Below are 20,991 nucleotides of genomic sequence, written 5' to 3'. Positions count from 1 at the left end.
ACTATTCATAATATGACTTTTATACTTTAATTAAGCAAAACTAATGATGGAATAAGTAGTTAGGCCATATCTGTCCAGAGATAAAATGCCGATGGCTGGAAGCATTTTACATGATAACCTAACGAAAAGACACTCCTGAAGTGCTATGTCGAATCATATGGGTAGATTTAGCCGTTCACAGGCGTTAACTGTGTGAAGTGGATGCTTTAAGCATCAACAAGGGTGGCAACGCGGGAAAACTCTCGTCCCTATTTTATTTAGGGGACGAGAGTTTTTTTATTTAAAAAAGTGTGAAGGAGAGATGAATATGAATATTGGTGCACCACGTGGAACAGTCGATTTATTACCCGAAGACACAAGAAAATGGCAATACGTTGAAGAGAAAATTAAATCAATCTGCGAAGCATACCATTATGAGGAAATTCGCACACCGATGTTTGAACATACGGAGATCTTTCAGCGGAGTGTCGGGGATACGACAGACATTGTTCAAAAGGAAATGTATACATTTAATGATCGTGGTGGTCGTAGTTTAACACTTCGTCCAGAAGGTACAGCGTCTGTTGCTCGAGCCTACGTTCAAAATAAACTTTATGGTGATCCAAATCAGCCACATAAATTATTTTATTTTATGGAATTATTTCGCTATGAACGTCCACAACAAGGAAGAATGAGACAACTTCATCAATTTGGTGTGGAAGTGTTAGGGGCAAGAAATCCCGCTATTGACGTTGAAGTAATTGATTTAGCTATGACTATTTATCGAACTCTAGGATTAAGATCATTAAGGCTAGTCATTAATTCTTTAGGAGATAAAGAAAGTAGGAAAGCTTATCGAGAAGCTTTGATTAAACATTTCACACCACACATAGATTCGTTGTGTAAAGATTGTCAACTCCGATTAGAGCAAAATCCTTTGCGGGTTCTCGATTGTAAAAAAGATGCAGACCATCCTGCTATGAAGGATGCACCATCTATTCTTGACTTTTTAAATGATCAATCACGAAAATACTTTGAAGAAGTGCTCGAATTGTTAGAAGAAATCGGGATTGATTATGATGTTGATCCTAATCTTGTACGTGGTCTAGACTATTATAATCATACAGCTTTCGAAATCATGAGTGAAGCAGAAGGATTCGGTGCGATTACAACACTTGCTGGTGGTGGACGCTATGATGGCTTGATTGAAGAATTAGGTGGACCTGATACGCCTGGTATCGGTTTTGGAATGGGTATTGAACGCTTACTCTTAGCATTAGAAGCAGAAAATATTGATTTGCCGATTGATCAATCTTTAGATTGTTACTTAGTAACGATGGGTGATGTACCACAGAAGGTTATTTTTAAACTCGTACATGAACTAAGACAAAACGGTATTCAGATAGACAGAGATTATCAAGGTAGAAAAGTAAAGGCACAATTTAAAGCAGCTAATCGCTTACATGCTAAATATGTTCTCGTCCTTGGTGAGGAAGAATTATCTAAACAAGTTATTAATGTGAAACATATGGAAACGGGCAATCAAAAAGAAGTTAAATTATCAGAGTTAGTTCAAACATTAAAAGAAAAATTATAAGGAGGAAATATTGTGAGTGAACGAGTTTACGCAGGAACACTAACAAAATCACATCTTAATGAACATGTTTACTTAAAAGGTTGGGTACAAAAAAGGCGTGATTTAGGTGGGCTTATTTTTATCGATCTACGCGATCGAACAGGGATTGTCCAAATTGTATTTAATCCTGAAATTTCAGAAGAAGCCTTGCAAATAGCAGACAGAGTAAGAAGTGAATATGTCATTGAAGTTTCGGGAAAAGTTGTCGCTCGAGATGAAAATACGATTAATCCAGATATGAAGACTGGAGAAATCGAAGTGATTGCATCAACAATTGATATATTAAACGATTCAAAAACCCCACCTTTTACGATTTCTAATCAAGCTGATGTCTCAGAAGATATTCGTTTAAAGTACCGTTATTTAGATCTTCGTCGTCCAGAGTTACAAGAAACATTTAAGTTACGTCATCAAATTACACAAGAGATTCGTCATTTTTTAAATGAGCACGCGTTTCTTGAAATGGAAACACCTATATTGACAAAAAGTACTCCAGAAGGTGCGCGAGATTATCTCGTTCCGAGTCGTGTTCACCCTGGAGAATTCTATGCTTTACCACAATCACCACAACTTTTTAAACAATTATTAATGGTAAGTGGTTTTGAGAAATATTATCAAATTGCTCGCTGCTTTAGAGATGAAGATTTACGTGCTGATCGACAACCTGAATTTACGCAAGTTGATATTGAAACTTCATTTATGACACAAGACGAAATTATGAGCTTAACAGAAAAGATGATGCAGTATGTGATGAAAAAAGTGAAAAACATCGATATTAAATTACCATTACCACGTATGAAATATGATGAAGCAATGACTCGTTACGGCTCAGATAAACCTGACACTCGATTTGGTATGGAACTTATCCATGTGAGTGATATATTTAAGAATTCTGAATTCAAAGTGTTTAAAGGTGCTGTTGAATCAGGTGGACGTGTCAGTTTAATAAATGTTAAAGGTCATGCTAATACTTATTCACGAAAAGATATCGATCATTTAACAGAATATGTGAAAGTGTATGGTGCAAAAGGACTCGCCTGGTTGAAGATGGATGAAGGTGAGTTAAAAGGTCCCATTGCGAAGTTTTTAAGTGATGAAGAAAAGCACAGGCTCATAACACATGCTGATGTGACGGATGGTGATTTACTATTATTTGTTGCTGATCGTTCAGACATTGTATTCCATAGTCTTGGCTCATTACGCATTAAATTAGGTAAAGATCTCGGACTAATTGATGATGAAGCGTTTCACTTCTTATGGGTAACAGACTGGCCATTATTAGAATATGATGAGGAAGAAGGTCGTTACACTGCTGCGCACCATCCATTTACAATGCCAGTAGAGGAAGATTTAGAAAAACTTAAGACAGACCCTGGTAGTGTCCGTGCTAAAGCATACGATCTTGTACTGAATGGTTATGAACTCGGTGGTGGCTCACTAAGAATTTATCAAAAAGATCTACAAAATAAGATGTTTGATGCACTAGGATTTACTCAAGAACAAGCAGAAGAACAGTTTGGCTTCTTACTTGATGCACTTGAATATGGAGCACCTCCACATGGTGGTGTGGCACTTGGATTAGATCGAATCGTTATGTTATTAGCAGGTCGTTCCAATTTGCGTGATACAATTTTATTCCCAAAAACTGCATCAGCTTCGGATTTATTAACTGATGCACCGAGTGAAGTTAGTGAATCACAATTACGTGAACTTCATATACGTATGCTTGATAAAAAATAATAGACCTTTTTTAATGATTTGTTAGATAGATGACATATTGTCATCAAATCGTTAAGAAAAAACATATTGAAATTGAAACAGCCGTATGTTAAGATGAATTTACAATTAGATAAAAAAATCCTGATGTGTACGTCCAAATTACATTTTGACCGAACACTAAATTGATAGGGAGCTCGCAATCGTTTTTATATGGCATACATGCCCTTTTTTAAGGGACGTATAAAGTATAAAACAGAGCACCCACCTGCCAAGAGCGGGATCAAAAGAACCATTTGGACGGCACAATTGGGATTTTAAAATTAAAAAACTCTTCCAGATAAATGGAAGAGTTTTTTAATTACCTGAATTGTTAGCAAGTTGTTCTAGATTACCGTTTTTATCCATCCGGAAAGTAGGTGGTTTAATTGTATCTTCACCATCGAAAACGGTCATTTTTCGAGCACGATCCATTATTTGAATAAATGTTTGATAGTCTTCTTGTATTGTAATTAATTGTTTCTCAGTCATATTTAATTGTTTTGTTAAACGTTCGATTTCTGCTTTTAATTTATTATTTTCTTGCTTTAATAAATCATAAGAGAGTTTATTTTGAGATGTTGCAACATATTCCTCTTTTACTTGCTTTAAAAAATAAATAACAGAATCGAAGGAAATGTTTCCATGATCTTGATAGTTTGTTTGTCCACTAGTTGGTTGTTGCGATTTCGATATACTTGGTAATTGGTACTGTGTTGGTCTCTTTTTTCCTTCTAATGCACGTTTGCGCTCTTTACGTTGTCTTTTGGCTAATTCTATAGCATCGACATAGTTTTTACGAATTTCAGCATTCCAGCGGAAACCACATGCCGCAGATGTACGATTTAATTTATCTCCTACTTCTTCAAAAGCATTAAGTTGGGTACTTCCTTCACGGATATGGCGTAATACTGTTTCAGCTAATAATAAGTCATCTTCATGTGACCAGGCATCTTGCCTTACTTTTGCCATTCTATTCAACTCCTTTTCCTACGACGGTAATCTTAAAAAAAAATTACTAAGAAAACTAGTGGGGATTGCTTTAACTAGTTTGACCGTTTTGAAAAGGAATTATACCTTTCTATTTATGGTTCTGTTTTTGCTGAGTGATATTTTCATACACTTGTTTTAAAGCTCTTTCAAACTTGCCTGTTGTTTTAGGTTTGTAATATTGGCGGTCTTTAATTATATCTGGTAAATATTCTTGATATACCCATCCTGAATCAGAATGGTGCGGATATTTATAGTCAATCCCACGTCCAAGCTGTTTCGCTCCGCTGTAATGAGAATCTTTTAGATGGTTAGGTATATCACCTATCTTTCCTTTACGAATATCGCTTAAGGCCGAATCTAATGCTTTATAAGCGGAATTTGATTTAGGAGAGAGACACAATTCAATAATTGCAACAGAAAGGGGAATTCTAGCTTCTGGAAACCCTAGTCTCTCTGCAGCTTCAACAGCTGCTATTGTTCGTGGTCCAGCTTGTGGATTCGCTAATCCAATATCTTCGTATGCTGTTACTATCATACGACGACCAATACTATCGAGATCTTGTGCTTCGATAAGTCGACCTAAATAATGTAGTGCTGCGTTCACATCACTTCCGCGGATTGATTTTTGAAAAGCAGATAAAACATCATAATGATTGTCTCCATCTTTATCATGAGAAAAGCTTTTCTTTTGCATACATTCTTCAGCAGTTGTTAAATCAATTAAGATTTGGTTGTCCTCATTGGCCGGTGTTGAAAAAACCGCTAATTCAAGTCCATTTAAAGCGGAACGCAAATCTCCATTTGCAGCGATGGCAAAGTGATTGAGTGCGTCATTGTTTATCATGATGTCATAGTTTCCAAGACCATTTTCCACATCATCTAACGCGCGATATATTGCTTCTTTTACTTCATCAATTGTTAAGGCATGAAGTTCAAATAAATGACAACGACTGCGAATCGCTGGATTGATAGCATGATATGGATTACTTGTCGTACAGCCAATCATTGTAATGAGATTGCTCTCTAAATGTGGTAATAAGAAATCTTGTTTCGCTTTATCAAGTCGATGTACTTCATCTAAAATCAGAACTATATGTCCAGTCATTTTCGCCTCAGCTATGATTATTTCCATATCTTTTTTCTTATCGACTACCGCATTTAGCATCTTAACTGGTAAATCTAAGCTTTTAGCTAATGCGTAGGCAAGCGATGTTTTTCCTGTACCAGGTGGACCATATAAAATCATCGAAGCTAATTTCTTTGCTTGAACCATTCGACGAATGATTTTACCTTCTGAAACAAGATGTTTTTGTCCAATAATATCATCAATATGTGATGGGCGCATTCGATATGCTAATGGTTGTTGTTTCATTAAACATCGTCCTTTATCAATATGTTCATTCATTTCAATAGGTTGAAATTGAACATATATGTTGTCATGATATAATAAAGGGTATCATTAATTCATACAAATTACATTGATTTCGTATAGATTTGTTTTTTTATTGTATTGGAGGGTTTCATAGATGAAGATATCAACAAAAGGGCGTTACGGTTTGACAATCATGATTGAATTAGCAAAGCAGTATGGAGAAGGCCCTGTTTCTATTAAAACGATTGCTAAAGAAAATGATTTATCTGATCATTATTTAGAACAATTAGCCACAGTACTTCGTAATGCTGGTTTAATAAAAAGTGTACGTGGTGCTTACGGTGGGTATAAGTTAACAAAACGCCCAAAAGATATAAGTGCTAAAGATATTATTCGTGTTTTAGAAGGTCCCATTGTTTTAGTAGAAGCTCTTGAAGACGAATCACCTGCTAAACGGGCGCTTTGGCTTAAGATCAGAGATGCAGTCAAGACAGTATTAGAAGAAACATCCTTAGAGGATTTACTTGAATATGATAGACATAACCAACCAGAAGAAGCTTATATGTTTTATATTTAAGATACGCTTTTAGAAAGGACAGATTAGGATGAAACCCATTTACCTTGATCATGCAGCAACAACACCACTTCATCCAGAAGTGATTAAACAAATGCACTTGATTATGCAAACGGTATTCGGTAATCCATCAAGTATACATGCCTATGGTAGAAAAGCTAGACAAGTTATGGATGAGGCAAGACGAGTTATTGCAGAAAGCATTCATGCGAATGAGAAAGACATCTACTTTACAAGTGGTGGTACTGAAGCGGATAACCTTGCTCTAATAGGTACAGCTTTAGCGAATAAACATAAAGGAAATCATATTATTACAACAGAACAAGAACACCATGCCGTATTACATGCTGCTGAATATTTAGAACAAAATGGTTTTAATATAACATATTTACCAGTAAACGAAAATGGACTTGTTTCGGTTGAAAGTGTAAAACAATCATTAACTGATGAGACGATACTTGTCTCTGTTATGTATGTAAATAATGAAACAGGTATGATTCAGCCCATTAAGGAAATTGCTGAATTACTTAAAGACCATCAGGCTTACTTTCACACGGATGCCGTTCAAGCATATGGTCTTATAGATATACACGTTAAAGACATGCATATCGACTTGTTAACGACTTCAGCTCATAAAATTAACGGACCTAAGGGAATTGGCTTTTTGTATACAGCAGAAACCGTCCAAATATCACCATTAGCTTTTGGCGGGGAACAGGAAAGGAAACGGCGCCCTGGAACGGAAAACATAGTTAACGTAACTGGTTTTCAAAAAGCAGTTGAATTAATGCTTGAATCTAAAGATAAGAATCGAGATATGTATGAAGATTACCGTACCATTTTTTTAGACACATTGAAAGCAGAAGATGTTTCATTTTCAATCAATGGTGAATTAAGGCAAGCCGTTCCCAATATTGTAAATCTTAGCTTTCCAGGAATACATGTTGAAAGCTTTTTAACAAACCTAGATTTAGAAGGTATTGCGGCATCCAGTGGGAGTGCTTGTACCGCTGGCGCAGTAGACCCATCACATGTTTTAGTGGCAATGTACGGACAAGATGATTCGAGAATAAATCAATCGATTAGGTTCAGTTTTGGCCGAGAGAACAACGAAGAAAATATTAAAGAAGCAGCACAACGGATTGCTTCTATTGTTAAACGGTTAACTAAATAAAGAAGGTGAAACAATGGATAAGAAAAATATTCGAGTTGTCGTCGGAATGAGCGGGGGTGTCGATTCGTCTGTTACAGCTCTTTTATTGAAAGAACAAGGATATGATGTTGTAGGTATTTTTATGAAAAATTGGGATGATACCGATGAATTTGGTGTATGTACGGCTACTGAAGATTATGATGATGTTATACGCGTATGTAATCAATTAGATATTCCATATTATGCTGTTAATTTTGAAAAGGAATATTGGGATAAAGTATTTACTTACTTTCTTGATGAATATCGAGCTGGTAGAACGCCGAATCCAGATGTCATGTGTAATAAAGAAATAAAATTTAAAGCTTTCTTAGACCATGCTTTATCTTTAGGTGCAGATTATGTAGCAACAGGACATTATGCACGAGTTAGAGAAACAGATGGCACATATGAAATGTTACGTGGTGTTGATGCAAATAAAGATCAAACATACTTTTTAAATCAATTAACTAGTGATGTGTTGAAACGTGTCATGTTTCCACTAGGTCACCTAGAAAAGCATGAAGTCCGTGAAATGGCTAAAAAACATCAACTCGTAACGGCAAATAAGAAAGATAGTACGGGAATATGCTTTATTGGAGAGCGAGATTTTAAACAATTTTTAAGCGAATATTTACCAGCACAACCAGGAGAGATGCGCACACTTTCAGGTGAAGTCAAGGGTAAGCATGACGGTCTTATGTATTATACGATTGGTCAAAGGCAAGGACTTGGTATTGGTGGTCCTGGTGAGCCGTGGTTTGTCGTTGGTAAGAACTTAGAAGAAAATGTATTATATGTCGAACAAGGTTTTCATCATGAAGCACTCTATTCAGATGCGTTAATAGCTACAGATGTCAATTGGATAAATCCGAATAAAATAAAAGATCATTTTACATGTACTGCTAAATTTCGTTATCGTCAAAAAGATACACCTGTAACAGTAGAGATTCGGGATAACAACCGTGTTTATGTAAAATTTGAAAAACCCGCTCGGGCTATAACACCTGGTCAAGCGGTCGTGTTTTATGATCATGATGTCTGTTTAGGTGGCGGTACAATTGATCAAGTTTTAAAAAATGGTCATGTTTTAACATATGTATAAATGAGGGTTTAGTATGGAGAAACAAGAAAAAGCGATACACTATATGAATGAAAAAAAGTATGAAGATGCTCTGAAGTTATTACAAGAGCAAATTGAAGAACATCCTAACGATCCAATCGCTTATATTAATTTAGGAAACTTGTTAGTTATTTTGAAAGATTATGACCGAGCAGAATTGTTTTTAAAGCGAGCGATTGAACTTGATAACAAATCAGCTACGGCTTATTTTGGCTTAGGAAACTTATATTATGAAGCAAACCGGTTTAATGAAGCGCAAACGAATTATGAAAAAGCCATTCAGCTCGGTTTAGAAGAAGCGGATGTCTATTTTATGCTAGGTCTGACATTTAAACACCAAAATCTTGAAAAACTAGCCGTTCCTTATTTATTACGGGCAACCGAATTAAATCCCAATGATATCGAGATGCTTTTCCAATATGGTTTAACAATTGCAAAGTTGCAAATGATTACTGAAGCAAAAACTATTTTTAAAAAAGTGTTAGAAAAAGAAAAACAACATAGTGATGCACACTATAATTTAGGTGTTATTGCTATGTATCAAGATAATTTAAAACAAGCTCAAGAACATTTCAATGCTGCATTAGAGATTCAACCAGAACATATTTTAGCAGCGAATGGAAAGAAAAAGGTCGAACAATTATTAGCGTAATATTTAGAAGAACGAGAGGTTATGATAATCCATGTTAGATGAGCAAGTATCAGAACAACAATTTTATGTGAAAGGCGAGCCTTTGTTTACGATTTTTCATAATGAAGCGGAACAATTCTCAATCGTGAAAATTCGTATTCATGAAACGAACACATCGTTTGAAGAAAGTGAGATTGTTATTAAAGGATATTTTGCTAATCTACATGAAGGAACGCCTTATCTTTTTTATGGTGAGCTTGAGAGTCACATCAAATATGGTACACAGTTTGCTGTTCATTCTTATAAGACGTTCATTCCCGATACGAAGGAAGGACTTATTAGTTATTTATCGAGTGATTTATTTTATGGTGTAGGAAAACGAACAGCAACACGTATTGTGAACAAATTAGGGGAGCGGGCGATTGAAAAAATCGTCCATAGTCCCCATGTTTTAAATGACATTAAAGGATTAAAAAGTGAAACAGCTAAAAATATTGTAGAACGTTTAAAAGAAAACCAAGGGTTTGAACAAGTAGCTATTTATCTTGCGAAATACCAAGTCGGTATGAAATTAGCACAAAAAATTTATCAAAATTATAAAGATGAAGCGATAGAAATCATTGCAACGAATCCGTATCAACTCGTGTTTGATATTGAAGGTTTTGGTTTTAAAACAGCAGATATGATTGCTCAAAAAAATGGGCTTACATATGATCATCCTAGTCGAATTGGTGCAGGGTGTATTTATGTATTACAACAAAGTGCTAAAAATGGACATGTCTATTTACCAGTTGATTTATGTGTTAATCAGGTACAAAAACTTTTATTAACAGGAAACGATAAATTGTCAGAGGAAGAGATTATTCATTGTTTTAATGAGCTTAATACAGAGAAACATATCATTATTCAAGAAGAACGTGTCTACTTACCTGTATTATATTATGCTGAAGATGGTGTCGCATCACATTTAAAACGGTTATTAGATCATCCGATAGAAGATGAAACGCCTAAAGCAGAATTATTGAAGATTATTGGAGAAATTGAAGAAGAAGAAGTATTGAGTTATGGGAAAGAACAATTTGAGGCGATAGACAAAGCACTTCATTCAAAAGTGATGATATTAACTGGGGGTCCTGGTACAGGGAAAACGACGGTTATTAAGGGAATTATCAAAGCATATGCGATGATTCATGATTTATCAATTGATATTACGGCATATGATGACAAGGCAGATTATCCGTTTGTTTTAACAGCACCTACAGGAAGAGCAGCAAAAAGGTTAACGGAATCTACGGGCTTACCAGCAGCTACAATTCATCGGTTACTCGGCTGGGATGGAGATGATAGTTTTGAAAGAGATGAGTCCAAACCACTAACAGGGAAGTTTTTAATCGTTGATGAATTTTCAATGGTAGATATATGGCTTGCAAACTGGTTATTTAAAGCGATTCCGAATCAGATGCAGGTCCTTCTCGTTGGGGATGAGGATCAGTTACCTTCTGTTGGTCCAGGACAAGTTTTATCTGATTTATTAGAGCATAAAGCAATACCGTTTGTGGCTTTAACGGAAGTCTATCGACAAAAAGAAGGATCGAAAATCATTCAACTAGCGCATTTAATTAAGCGGGATCAATTACAAGTAGAAGATTTAAATAAGGACAGAGATTTTAGCTTCATACCATGCAACGAGAGTCAAGTTATACAAGTTATCTCATCGATTATTGAAAAAGCACTTCAAAAAGGAATTGATATGAAAGATATTCAAATTCTTGCTCCGATGTATCGGACGGAAGCAGGGATTATGATGATTAACCGACACATTCAACAGGTGGTCAATCCAAAAACAAATCGAAAACGAGAAGTAAAAATGAACGATATGACATATCGGGTCGGAGACAAAGTCATTCAGCTCGTTAATCAACCTGAAGAAGGGGTTTTTAATGGAGATATTGGAGAGGTTGTTGCTATTTTTAAAGAAAATGAAAATGTCGATAAAAAAGAACAACTTGTTGTATCATTTGATGAGCGAGAAGTTGTATATGAGAGAAAAGACTATATGAATTTAATGCATGCATTTTGCATTTCAATTCATAAATCACAAGGAAGTGAATTTCCTATAGTGATTATGCCTATAGTGAAAGGGTATCGACGTATGCTTCGGAAAAATTTAATATATACAGCATTAACTCGAGCAAAACGTTCATTAATTATTTGTGGAGAGAAGCAGGCTTTTCTTCAAGGCGTTAAAACAGTTGATACGAATAAACGCTTTACTTCATTAACAGAAAAAATGAATAAGCTTCAGAACGTTGTAGAAGATGAGAATGACGAAGAAGAATTATCTCCTTATGATTTTATGGATTAACTGTATATTTTGTTGCAATTTGGGCAACCTATCAACATAGATTATTTAAATAAATAGGTGATGCTAATGATGTGGCTTCGTTGTCCAAATTGTTCAAGTCACGATGTCGGTAAAGTGGGTAGTGACCAATACTATTGTTGGAATTGTTTTATTGAAATGACAGTGGTAGGCAATCGTTTGAATGTCCATGAAATTAAAGTTGATGGCTCTCTTATTTCTCTTGACAATTTATTTACCGATGAAGAGAGAACTATCCATTGATTACTCTCATGCAATCAATTTGGGAGTCTCACCTATGTTTGTAAAACATCGTGCTTTTAAATTTTTATATTGGGTCATCACAGGCATTTTTGTCTTTTTATTTGTTTTTTTACTTGTAAAGCTTTACCCGTTTTATTGTGCTTTTTTCTCATTCCTATGGTCAGTCTTTTCCCCATTTATAATTGCTGGCTTGATTGCTTACTTTTTATATCCTGTTGTTAAGAAACTGCACGATTTAAATTGTCCACGAAGCATTGCCATCATCTTAATCTATCTCACTTTTTTTGGGGGAGGGTCGTATCTCATCTATCGCTTTTATCCAGCTTTTGTATTACAGCTTAGGGATTTCAATGAACATTTACCAGAATTAATTAAAATGTACGAATCGTTTATTTATCAAATTTACGCTTCAACATCATGGTTGCCCGAAACCGTTCATACTAAAATAGATCATGTTATTACCGGTCTTGAATCAAATCTAGAAGCTTTCATAGATAAATTAATTGAGAGTTTTACAAAGATATTTAGTTTAGTCCTTTGGCTAACTGTAATACCAGTTTTAGTTTTTTATTTTCTAAAAGATTATCAAACATTAAAACGTAGCCTCATACGATTGATTCCAAAGCGTTTTTTACCTGATTGTAAGAATTTATTGCAAGCGATGCATAATAGTTTAGGTGCTTATATAAGAGGACAACTTTTTGTTTCGTTTATAGTTGCGCTGGTTTCCTATTTATTGTTCCGTATATTAGGCTTAAATTATCCTTTATTACTAGGGGTCATTATGGGACTGACGAATATTATTCCGTACTTCGGACCGATTATTGGCTCAATACCTGTTGTGTTAATAGCTATTACAATATCAGGTAAAATGGTAATTTATGCCTTAATAGGCGTGCTTTTTATTCAAATAATAGAAGGCAATTTTTTGTCACCATATATTGTCGGTAAATCAACACAATTGCACCCTGTTATGATTATATTTGCATTATTATTTGGTGGACAATTGGGTGGTATCATAGGTATGATTGTAGCCGTTCCTTTATTAACAGTTATAAAAGTGATGACAAATTATACGTTTAATAGCTAGAAAGATTGACAATTCAATTCATATTTCTTATAATGTGACTGATTATATTTATAATGAGAATACGATGATAGTTACGAGTACATAGAACTTATGGAAATAGAGAGGGATTCTCATAGGCTGAGAGGAATCCTATCCAAAAGCTATGGAAGCTAAACTAGAGTGCGACTAATCCTCGCCGGTGCACGCCGTTATGTGTTAAAGTGATGAATATCTATATATTCATAATTAGGGTGGTACCGCGAATTCAACTCGTCCCTGCAATATGCAGTGATGAGCTTTTTTTATTTATTAAAAATAAATTTCATAGATGGAAGGTGACATTGTTATGAAACAGTTGACATCACAACAGGTTAGACAAATGTTTTTAGATTTTTTTAAAGAAAAAGGCCATCGCGTTGAACCGAGTGCTTCACTTATCCCACAAGATGATCCGTCGTTATTATGGATAAACAGTGGTGTAGCGACATTGAAAAAATACTTCGATGGACGAATTATTCCTGAAAATCCTCGAATTGTTAATGCGCAAAAATCCATTCGAACTAATGATATCGAAAATGTCGGCTATACGGCAAGACATCATACATTTTTTGAAATGCTTGGTAATTTTTCTATAGGTGATTATTTTAAGAAAGAAGCCATCTTATGGGCGTGGGAATTTCTAACGAGTCCAGATTGGATTGGATTTAATCCAGACCGATTATCTGTGACGGTTCATCCTGAAGATGATGAAGCATATGATATTTGGTTATATGATGTTAAATTACCGAAAGAAAGAATTATTCGTCTTGAAGAAAATTTTTGGGATATTGGTGAAGGACCAAGTGGACCAAATACGGAAATTTTCTATGACAGGGGAGAAGAATATGGCAATGATCCAAATGATCCAGAACTATATCCAGGTGGAGAAAACGAACGTTATTTAGAAATCTGGAATCTCGTGTTTTCACAATTCAATCATAACCCAGACGATACGTATACACCATTACCAAAGAAAAATATTGATACAGGTATGGGACTTGAGAGAATGGTTTCCATATTACAAGATGTACCAAATAACTTTGAAACAGACTTATTTATGCCGATTATAAAGAAGACAGAGCAATTTGCTCATGTTAATTACGGTGATAGTAACGAAGGTGACACAGCATTTAAAGTGATTGCAGACCATATACGTACAGTTGCTTTTGCGATTGGTGATGGAGCACTACCTTCAAATGAAGGTCGTGGTTATGTATTAAGACGACTCATTCGGCGAGCTGTTCGATTTGCCAAACAAATTGGAATAGAAAAACCATTTATGTATAAACTTGTTGAAGTTGTTGGAGAAATTATGGAATCACACTATCCTGAAGTATCAAAACAACATGTGTTTATTGAAAATGTCATTAAAACAGAAGAAGAGCGATTTCACGAGACACTACATGATGGTCTTGAAATATTAGAAAGTATTATTAAACGTGAGAAAAGTAAAGGCAACAATATTTTCCCAGGTGCTGAAGTATTCCGTTTATATGATACATACGGTTTCCCTAAAGAATTAACTGAGGAATATGTAGCTGAACATGACTTTATCATTGATGAAGAAGGATTTCATAGAGAAATGGAACAGCAGCGTGAACGTGGAAGAAAAGCTCGTCAAAAAATTGATTCAATGCATGTTCAAGATGAGATGTTAGCGAATTTAAAAGTTGAAAGCTCATTTGTGGGCTATCATCAATTGACTGTGGAGACAGAAGTTTCTACGATTATTTTAGATCATGATATGTATGAAAAAGCGCAATCTGGACAAACTGTTTCAATTATTCTTAAAGAAACACCATTTTATGCAGAAAGTGGTGGACAAATTGCTGATAAAGGTTTTATTGAGACACCAAATGGTAAAGGTGTTGTTAAATCAGTTAATAAACTACCAAATGGTCAGCACTTGCACCAGATAACGATTACTGAAGGAACCATTCAGGTTGGAGACAAAGTCCAAGCAGTTGTTAATAAAAAGATGCGTCAAGCAATCATAAAAAACCATACGGCTACACATTTATTACATCAAGCTTTAAAAGATGTTCTTGGCACACATGTAAACCAAGCTGGTTCATTAGTTGAACCAGAACGCTTGCGCTTTGATTTTACTCATTTTGGAGCTGTGACAGAAGAAGAACTATTACATATCGAGCGCATTGTAAATCAAAAAATTTGGGATGCAATCACACTAAAGATCGAATCTATGCCAATTGCTAAAGCAAAAGAAATTGGAGCTATGGCTTTATTTGGAGAAAAATACGGTGATATTGTACGCGTTGTTCAAATTAATGATTATAGTATCGAATTATGTGGTGGTTGCCATGTCGAAAACACATCTCAAATAGGTTTATTTAAAATTATCGCAGAATCAGGTATTGGGGCAGGAACGAGAAGGATTGAAGCAGTTACAGGTCAAAAAGCATTTGAATATATGGATGATCAAATTCAATTATTAAATAAAACAGCAAGCCTATTAAAAACACAAGTCGATCAAATACCATCACGTTTGGAGCAATTGTTTCAAGAGATGAAACAGTTGGAAAAAGAGAATGAATCACTTCATGCAAAGCTTGCATATTCTGAAGTGTCGTCTATGTTAGAACAGGTAGAAAATGTTGAAGGTGTGAATGTATTAACAGCACATGTTCAAGTAAAAGATATGAACCAATTACGACGCATGATTGATGAATTAAAGCAAAAATTAACGACGGGTGTTATTTTATTGGCAACAGAAAGTAACGGGAAAGTACAATTAGCTGCAGGTGTTTCAAAGGATTTAATTAATAAAGGCATACATGCTGGAAAACTAATTAAACAAGCAGCCCAAATTTGTGAAGGTGGTGGTGGTGGTCGTCCAGATATGGCGCAAGCAGGCGGAAAAAATCCAAATAAAATTCCAGAAGCATTAGCATTTGCTAAAGAATATATTAAAAACAATATTGAAGAATAATTGATTGTGTAACGGTATATTTAATTTGATAAACATGCTAAAATATAACTTAAGAGTAAAATGGAATGGGGTGTCAGAATGAATTCAAACGACAAAACAATGAAATTTAACTTTAAAGAAGAGCCGTTTGATAGAGAAATTAAAGATGTATTATTAACTGTCCATCAAGCATTAGAAGAAAAAGGATATAATCCAACGAATCAAATTGTTGGCTATTTATTATCTGGAGATCCCGCTTATATTCCACGCTACAATGATGCACGTAACTTAATACGCAAAGTAGAGCGCGATGAAGTGATTGAGGAGTTAGTTAAATTTTATATTGAAGAGAAAAAGGGCGAAGAATGAGACTCATCGGACTAGATGTTGGATCAAAGACAATCGGTGTAGCAATTAGCGATGCTTTAGGATGGACAGCACAAGGCCTGACAACCCTTCATTGGGATGATAATGACATCCATTCTGCTGATGAAGACTTAGCAAAAATCATAAAAGAACATGGAGTGGGGAAGGCTATTATTGGTTTTCCTAAAAATATGAATGGTACAATTGGTGAGCGTGGAGAAGCTTGCATTCGCTTCAGTGACCATGTTGAAAAAACTCATCATATCCCGACTGAATTGTGGGATGAACGCTTGACAACGATGGCTGCTGAGCGTGTATTATTAGAAGCAGACATGAGCCGTAAGAAGCGAAAAAAGGTCATTGATAAAATGGCAGCAACATTGATTTTACAAAGTTATCTTGATCAAAATAATTAGAGGTGGTAACATGGCACTTGAAGAAAAAGAACGGATTATCATTCCAGATGAGAATGGTGAAGAACATTTATTTGAGGTTTTATTTACATTTGATGTTGATCAAACAGAACAATCATATATTGCCGTTATTCCAGTAGAACAAAAAGATGCTGATGAAGTTGAAGTATATGCTTTTCGATATGAAGAAAAGAAACAAGATGAGAACGATCTCGCCCTATTTCCGATTGAATCGGATGACGAATGGGAAATGGTGGAAGAAATGCTTCACACATTAGCAGATGAGGAAGAATTGAATAAATAAAGTTCATTATAAACAGCTGGCATCCTAGATGCCAGCTGTTTATATCATCATGATGCGAGAACCTCATTAAAAAAATATAGAAATAAGCTAGTATATTTAGTATAATATACCAGATGAGAGGTGAAACCGCATATGTCTAAAAAGAAAAATAAATCGTCTTTTCGAGATAATTTAATAGCCCGTGGACATGAAGCAAGAAAAGTAAGAAGAATCGTTATGATGATGATTACCGTCATTATTTTTATCTTACTAATCGGGGGCATTTCTGGCTATATGTATATCAAATCTGCTTTACAACCTGTCAATCCGAACAACGAAAAAGAAATTCACATAGAAATTCCAATGGGCGCTTCATCATCTACTATTGCTAAACTATTAGAAGAGCATCATATTATTAAAGATAGTCGTGTTTTTCGCATTTATACAAAGTTAAAAAATGAATCGGATTTTCAAGCAGGCGAGTATGATTTTACACAAGCTATGACTATCGATGAAATTATAGAATCATTGAAAGAAGGTCGTGTCATTAAGGAAGCGATTTACCGTGTAACTATACCAGAAGGATTGTCAATACCAGAAATCGCCAAAATCTTTGAGAAAAAAATCGGCATTAAACAAAAAGAATTTTTGAACAGGGTGAATGATGTATCTTATGTTGAATCATTAATTGAGCAATATCCGACACTGCTATCGGAAGATGTTTTACATCCAGATATTCGTAACCCTTTAGAAGGATACTTATTTGCTGCAACGTATGATTTTTATGATGAAGAAGTATCAGTCGAAATGATTGTAGAAGCGATGCTTAATAAATCAACTGAAGTTATTGGAAAATATTATGATGATATTACAGAGAAAAATATGTCTATTCATGAAATGACAACTATGGCGTCATTGATAGAAAAGGAAGCTAAAAATAAAGAGCAGCGTAGAAGTATTTCAAGCGTTTTTTATAATCGGTTGAAAGCAGGAATGAAATTACAGACAGACCCAACCGTATTATATGCTTTAGGAAAACATAAGAAAAAAGTTTTACTGAAAGATTTAGAGGTTGATTCACCATATAATACGTATAAAATAGAAGGTATTCCTGTTGGACCAATATCCAATTTCTCTGAGGATTCATTGCAAGCTGCTATTTATCCAGAAGATACTGATTTTCTATACTTTTTACATGATGCAGAAGGAAATATTTATTATGCGAAAACACATGATGAGCACGTCAAACTAAAGAATGAACATATAAAATAATATAGTAGTGAGGTTTCATTATGACAGATAATTATTTAAATAGCTTGTTGCCTGATAAAGCAGGATGGATTCAACACATTGAACAACAAGCAAGACAGATGAACGTACCTATAATGGAACCACTAGGTATACAGTTTTTAATGCAAATTGTTAGAATCCATAAGCCTAAGAATATATTAGAGATTGGAACAGGCATTGGCTATTCTGCCTTACAGATGTTACAAGCGTATCCACTAACACATATTACAACAATTGAACGTGATGAAAAAAGATACGCAATTGCTAAAGAGAATATAAATCAATTTGATCAAAATCATCACATTGAATTAATTTTTGGCGACGCTTTGGAACAAATAGAGAAGTTAAAGGACGATCAAAAAACATATCATCTCGTGTTTATTGATGCGGCTAAAGGTCAATATAAACGCTTTTTTGAATTAGTTCATCCATTAGTCGCAAAGACAGGAATAATTGTATCGGATAACGTCCTTTTTCGTGGCTATGTTGCCGATAAGACTAATCAATATCCAACACGTTTTAAGAGCATGATTCAAAAATTGAGATCATATAACGAGTGGATTTGTCGTCATCCACAATATAATACGACGATTGTTCCAATAGGAGATGGTGTCGCTATAAGTTATAAGGTATCATCATATAAGTGTAATTGGCATGAAAGGACATGACATTGATGAGTATTAAACCAGTCGTTATAGGAGTAGCAGGTGGAAGTGGAAGTGGGAAAACATCTGTTACACGCTCTATTTGTAAACGATTTTCTGATAAGACAATTCTTGTGATTGAACAAGATTATTATTATAAAGACCAAAGTCATTTACCCTTTGAAGAAAGGTTACAAACGAACTATGACCATCCCTTTGCTTTTGATAATGATTTACTTGTTTCACATTTACAAGATTTATTAAATGGACATCCTATTAATAAACCAGTCTATGATTATGCACTTCATACACGGTCTGATAAAGTGATTCCAGTAGAGCCAAAAGAAGTGATCATTTTAGAAGGTATTTTAATTCTAGAAGATCCACGCTTAGTCGACTTAATGGATATTAAAGTATTTGTCGATACAGATGCTGATTTACGTATTATTCGGCGAATTATGCGTGATATTAATGAACGTGGTCGTTCAGTCGAATCAGTTATTGAACAATATATAAATAGTGTTCGTCCGATGCATTTACAATTTGTCGAACCTACAAAACGATATGCGGATATTATTATTCCAGAAGGTGGGAAAAATCATGTTGCAATAGATTTAATGGCGACAAAAATTGAAACAATTATTCATAAAAATCGTTAACAGATGGAAAACGCTTGCATGTTTATTAGAAATCTGCCATAGTATGAACATATGAATAAACATAAACCACTGCGGACAATCGAGCGCACATACATATGTGCCGCTCGTTTTTAGTACTTTTAGTGTGTATATGAAGTGTATACATAACAAACAAGTTATATATATTGTTTTAAAGATGTTAAAAGGAGTGTTTTGTATGTCAAGAGATAAAAGTTATTACATGACTGAAGAGGGAAAAGAAAAACTCGAGAAAGAATTACTTTATTTAAAAACAGAGAAACGTAAAGAGGTTGTAGAGCGCATCAAAATAGCGCGTGATTTTGGAGATTTATCCGAGAACTCAGAATATGATTCAGCTAAGGAAGAACAGGCTTTTGTTGAGTCCAGAATAGCACAACTTGAGCAAATGATTCGTAATGCTGTTATTATAGAAAATGATAATAATAATTCTAGTGTCGTCTCATTAGGTAAATCAGTCACATTTAAAGAACTCCCTGATGGTGAAGAAGAAACATATCGCATTGTAGGAAGTGCAGAAGCTGACCCATTAGAAGGAAAGATTTCAAACGATTCACCGATTGCTAAAAGCCTACTTGGAAAAGAAGTAGGAAGTGAAGTTCAAGTAACAACTCCAGGTGGCGAGTTCCAAGTGAAAATTATAAAAGTAGAATAAAATTAAGAGCGGAGTTTTACCGCTCTTTTTTAATTAAATATCATAGAAATAATGGTACAATAATAGAGTATAAGTAGGAGGGGACAAAATGGGCCGTAAAGAGCAATATAGTCGAGTTGATAAATATGAGAAACGGAGAAAAAATACTAGAGCAATTACAATTTTGTCACTCACCGGTACCATACTTATTGTTGTATTAATTGTTACGTGGATCTTTGTAGGATATGACAATCAAGGAGAAGAACCAAATATGGCAAAATCAAATCAACAAAATGAACAACAAGATCCATCCATTCGTAAATCAAAACAAAAAGAAGCCGGATCTGAGGATGAAAACGAACGTATAGATGCGGATGAGACTGGACTTGAATTAGAAGATTTTAATGAAACGCTTGTTAAAGAGCCTGTTGAAAGCTCAGATCTCAATGTGATAGAAGCTTATACAGCGAATTGGAAGCCTGTTGGAACGATTCAAGAAGGACCGCATACGACCCAATTCGATAAATCATCTCAGGATTGGAAAGAAATGACTGAAGCATTGCTTCTTGCAACAGATTTATCTGAGGAAAATATGATTATCCATTGGTTAGGTCGTGGTGGCGAACAAGAAGCAATTGGTACTGTCTCTTCGAAAGATCATAGTGAAATGTATCGTGTTTATTTGTCGTGGGTTGATGAAGAAGGATGGCAGCCAACGAAAGTGGAAGTATTAAAAGAAGTGATCATCCCTTAATAATATGCAAAAATG

At 34.9% G+C, this 20,991-nt stretch carries 20 protein-coding genes, 1 other RNA gene and 2 other annotated features; of the genes, 19 read left to right on the top strand and 2 right to left on the bottom strand.

Translation table 11 applies throughout. The features are described 5' to 3' along the window. Positions 1–34 precede the first annotated feature (34 nt). Positions 35–253: a binding site (T-box leader), on the top strand. A gap of 54 nt (positions 254–307) precedes the next feature. The 3 genes from hisS to ssrS all read left to right on the top strand — a co-directional run bounded on the left by hisS (position 308) and on the right by ssrS (position 3,651). After that, positions 308–1,576: a histidine--tRNA ligase gene (gene hisS, locus HNQ35_RS03925; protein ID WP_146936797.1), complete on the top strand. Its 1,269-nt coding sequence runs from the start codon at positions 308–310 to the stop codon at positions 1,574–1,576. Positions 1,577–1,588: 12 nt separating this feature from the next. Further along, a complete protein-coding gene (aspS, locus tag HNQ35_RS03920; protein WP_146936799.1) occupies positions 1,589–3,355 on the top strand; it encodes an aspartate--tRNA ligase in 1,767 nt (588 codons plus the stop codon). A gap of 114 nt (positions 3,356–3,469) precedes the next feature. Continuing rightward, positions 3,470–3,651: non-coding RNA, 6S RNA (gene ssrS, locus HNQ35_RS03915), on the top strand. Positions 3,652–3,688: 37 nt separating this feature from the next. On the opposite strand, the gene HNQ35_RS03910 is transcribed toward ssrS, so the two are convergent. After that, positions 3,689–4,342, bottom strand: a complete 654-nt coding sequence (locus HNQ35_RS03910; RefSeq protein ID WP_146936801.1) for an RsfA family transcriptional regulator — start codon at positions 4,340–4,342, stop codon at positions 3,689–3,691. Between the two features lie 109 nt (positions 4,343–4,451). Further along, positions 4,452–5,735, bottom strand: coding sequence for a replication-associated recombination protein A (locus tag HNQ35_RS03905; protein ID WP_146936803.1), 1,284 nt, complete (start codon positions 5,733–5,735; stop codon positions 4,452–4,454). A gap of 154 nt (positions 5,736–5,889) precedes the next feature. Here HNQ35_RS03905 and cymR point away from each other — a divergent pair, with 154 nt between their 5' ends. The 16 genes from cymR (at position 5,890) to HNQ35_RS03825 (ending at position 20,976) form a co-directional block, all read left to right on the top strand. Then, the gene (cymR, locus tag HNQ35_RS03900) at positions 5,890–6,312 is read left to right on the top strand and encodes a cysteine metabolism transcriptional regulator CymR (protein ID WP_146936806.1); all 423 of its coding nucleotides are present in this window, start codon (positions 5,890–5,892) and stop codon (positions 6,310–6,312) included. Between the two features lie 28 nt (positions 6,313–6,340). Next, a complete protein-coding gene (locus HNQ35_RS03895; protein ID WP_146936808.1) occupies positions 6,341–7,483 on the top strand; it encodes a cysteine desulfurase family protein in 1,143 nt (380 codons plus the stop codon). 13 nt (positions 7,484–7,496) lie between these two features. Next, complete coding sequence (gene mnmA, locus HNQ35_RS03890; protein ID WP_146936810.1) at positions 7,497–8,603, top strand: tRNA 2-thiouridine(34) synthase MnmA; 1,107 nt, start codon at positions 7,497–7,499, stop codon at positions 8,601–8,603. A gap of 13 nt (positions 8,604–8,616) precedes the next feature. Next, complete coding sequence (locus HNQ35_RS03885; protein ID WP_146936812.1) at positions 8,617–9,273, top strand: tetratricopeptide repeat protein; 657 nt, start codon at positions 8,617–8,619, stop codon at positions 9,271–9,273. A 31-nt stretch (positions 9,274–9,304) separates the two neighbouring features. Continuing rightward, the gene (gene recD2 / locus HNQ35_RS03880) at positions 9,305–11,617 is read left to right on the top strand and encodes an SF1B family DNA helicase RecD2 (RefSeq protein ID WP_146936814.1); all 2,313 of its coding nucleotides are present in this window, start codon (positions 9,305–9,307) and stop codon (positions 11,615–11,617) included. Positions 11,618–11,686: 69 nt separating this feature from the next. Continuing rightward, positions 11,687–11,878, top strand: coding sequence for a YrzR-like zinc ribbon domain (locus HNQ35_RS03875; protein WP_146936816.1), 192 nt, complete (start codon positions 11,687–11,689; stop codon positions 11,876–11,878). Between the two features lie 34 nt (positions 11,879–11,912). Further along, on the top strand, positions 11,913–12,968 hold the full coding sequence (locus HNQ35_RS03870; RefSeq protein WP_146936818.1) for an AI-2E family transporter: 1,056 nt from the start codon (positions 11,913–11,915) through the stop codon (positions 12,966–12,968). Positions 12,969–13,023: 55 nt separating this feature from the next. Then, positions 13,024–13,228, top strand: a binding site (T-box leader). 65 nt (positions 13,229–13,293) lie between these two features. After that, the gene (alaS, locus tag HNQ35_RS03865; protein WP_146936820.1) at positions 13,294–15,936 is read left to right on the top strand and encodes an alanine--tRNA ligase; all 2,643 of its coding nucleotides are present in this window, start codon (positions 13,294–13,296) and stop codon (positions 15,934–15,936) included. A gap of 78 nt (positions 15,937–16,014) precedes the next feature. Beyond that, positions 16,015–16,284: an IreB family regulatory phosphoprotein gene (locus tag HNQ35_RS03860; protein ID WP_146936822.1), complete on the top strand. Its 270-nt coding sequence runs from the start codon at positions 16,015–16,017 to the stop codon at positions 16,282–16,284. Next, positions 16,281–16,697 carry a Holliday junction resolvase RuvX gene (gene ruvX / locus HNQ35_RS03855; RefSeq protein WP_146936824.1) on the top strand — a complete coding sequence of 139 codons (417 nt, stop codon included), beginning with the start codon at positions 16,281–16,283 and terminating at the stop codon, positions 16,695–16,697. Before HNQ35_RS03860 ends, ruvX begins: the two co-directional genes overlap by 4 nt. A 10-nt stretch (positions 16,698–16,707) precedes the next feature. Continuing rightward, positions 16,708–16,998 carry a DUF1292 domain-containing protein gene (locus HNQ35_RS03850; RefSeq protein WP_146936826.1) on the top strand — a complete coding sequence of 97 codons (291 nt, stop codon included), beginning with the start codon at positions 16,708–16,710 and terminating at the stop codon, positions 16,996–16,998. 132 nt (positions 16,999–17,130) lie between these two features. Next, positions 17,131–18,249 carry an endolytic transglycosylase MltG gene (gene mltG / locus HNQ35_RS03845; RefSeq protein WP_146936828.1) on the top strand — a complete coding sequence of 373 codons (1,119 nt, stop codon included), beginning with the start codon at positions 17,131–17,133 and terminating at the stop codon, positions 18,247–18,249. A 20-nt stretch (positions 18,250–18,269) separates the two neighbouring features. Then, a complete protein-coding gene (locus tag HNQ35_RS03840) occupies positions 18,270–18,935 on the top strand; it encodes an O-methyltransferase (RefSeq protein WP_146936830.1) in 666 nt (221 codons plus the stop codon). Between the two features lie 5 nt (positions 18,936–18,940). Then, positions 18,941–19,570 carry a uridine kinase gene (gene udk, locus HNQ35_RS03835; RefSeq protein WP_146936832.1) on the top strand — a complete coding sequence of 210 codons (630 nt, stop codon included), beginning with the start codon at positions 18,941–18,943 and terminating at the stop codon, positions 19,568–19,570. Positions 19,571–19,766: 196 nt separating this feature from the next. Continuing rightward, positions 19,767–20,243, top strand: a complete 477-nt coding sequence (greA, locus tag HNQ35_RS03830) for a transcription elongation factor GreA (RefSeq protein WP_146936834.1) — start codon at positions 19,767–19,769, stop codon at positions 20,241–20,243. An 88-nt stretch (positions 20,244–20,331) separates the two neighbouring features. Beyond that, positions 20,332–20,976 carry a YrrS family protein gene (locus HNQ35_RS03825; RefSeq protein WP_146936836.1) on the top strand — a complete coding sequence of 215 codons (645 nt, stop codon included), beginning with the start codon at positions 20,332–20,334 and terminating at the stop codon, positions 20,974–20,976. Positions 20,977–20,991: the final 15 nt, after the last annotated feature.

Source organism: Cerasibacillus quisquiliarum (assembly GCF_014202495.1).
GTDB classification, from domain to species: Bacteria; Bacillota; Bacilli; order Bacillales; family Amphibacillaceae; genus Cerasibacillus; species Cerasibacillus quisquiliarum.
This window is presented reverse-complemented; position numbering and strand designations above follow the sequence as displayed.

What these genes read in the sequence shown, in the direction of transcription:
- recD2 (WP_146936814.1), top strand. Translation starts at nt 9,305, where the DNA reads ATGTTAGATGAGCAAGTATCAGAACAACAATTTTATGTGAAAGGCGAG.
- HNQ35_RS03860 (WP_146936822.1), top strand. Translation starts at nt 16,015, where the DNA reads ATGAATTCAAACGACAAAACAATGAAATTTAACTTTAAAGAAGAGCCG.
- HNQ35_RS03840 (WP_146936830.1), top strand. Translation starts at nt 18,270, where the DNA reads ATGACAGATAATTATTTAAATAGCTTGTTGCCTGATAAAGCAGGATGG.
- udk (WP_146936832.1), top strand. Translation starts at nt 18,941, where the DNA reads ATGAGTATTAAACCAGTCGTTATAGGAGTAGCAGGTGGAAGTGGAAGT.
- HNQ35_RS03895 (WP_146936808.1), top strand. Translation starts at nt 6,341, where the DNA reads ATGAAACCCATTTACCTTGATCATGCAGCAACAACACCACTTCATCCA.
- HNQ35_RS03825 (WP_146936836.1), top strand. Translation starts at nt 20,332, where the DNA reads ATGGGCCGTAAAGAGCAATATAGTCGAGTTGATAAATATGAGAAACGG.
- greA (WP_146936834.1), top strand. Translation starts at nt 19,767, where the DNA reads ATGTCAAGAGATAAAAGTTATTACATGACTGAAGAGGGAAAAGAAAAA.
- HNQ35_RS03875 (WP_146936816.1), top strand. Translation starts at nt 11,687, where the DNA reads ATGTGGCTTCGTTGTCCAAATTGTTCAAGTCACGATGTCGGTAAAGTG.
- HNQ35_RS03910 (WP_146936801.1), bottom strand. Translation starts at nt 4,342, where the DNA reads ATGGCAAAAGTAAGGCAAGATGCCTGGTCACATGAAGATGACTTATTA.
- HNQ35_RS03905 (WP_146936803.1), bottom strand. Translation starts at nt 5,735, where the DNA reads ATGAAACAACAACCATTAGCATATCGAATGCGCCCATCACATATTGAT.
- HNQ35_RS03870 (WP_146936818.1), top strand. Translation starts at nt 11,913, where the DNA reads ATGTTTGTAAAACATCGTGCTTTTAAATTTTTATATTGGGTCATCACA.
- HNQ35_RS03885 (WP_146936812.1), top strand. Translation starts at nt 8,617, where the DNA reads ATGGAGAAACAAGAAAAAGCGATACACTATATGAATGAAAAAAAGTAT.
- HNQ35_RS03850 (WP_146936826.1), top strand. Translation starts at nt 16,708, where the DNA reads ATGGCACTTGAAGAAAAAGAACGGATTATCATTCCAGATGAGAATGGT.
- mnmA (WP_146936810.1), top strand. Translation starts at nt 7,497, where the DNA reads ATGGATAAGAAAAATATTCGAGTTGTCGTCGGAATGAGCGGGGGTGTC.
- hisS (WP_146936797.1), top strand. Translation starts at nt 308, where the DNA reads ATGAATATTGGTGCACCACGTGGAACAGTCGATTTATTACCCGAAGAC.
- ruvX (WP_146936824.1), top strand. Translation starts at nt 16,281, where the DNA reads ATGAGACTCATCGGACTAGATGTTGGATCAAAGACAATCGGTGTAGCA.
- mltG (WP_146936828.1), top strand. Translation starts at nt 17,131, where the DNA reads ATGTCTAAAAAGAAAAATAAATCGTCTTTTCGAGATAATTTAATAGCC.
- cymR (WP_146936806.1), top strand. Translation starts at nt 5,890, where the DNA reads ATGAAGATATCAACAAAAGGGCGTTACGGTTTGACAATCATGATTGAA.
- alaS (WP_146936820.1), top strand. Translation starts at nt 13,294, where the DNA reads ATGAAACAGTTGACATCACAACAGGTTAGACAAATGTTTTTAGATTTT.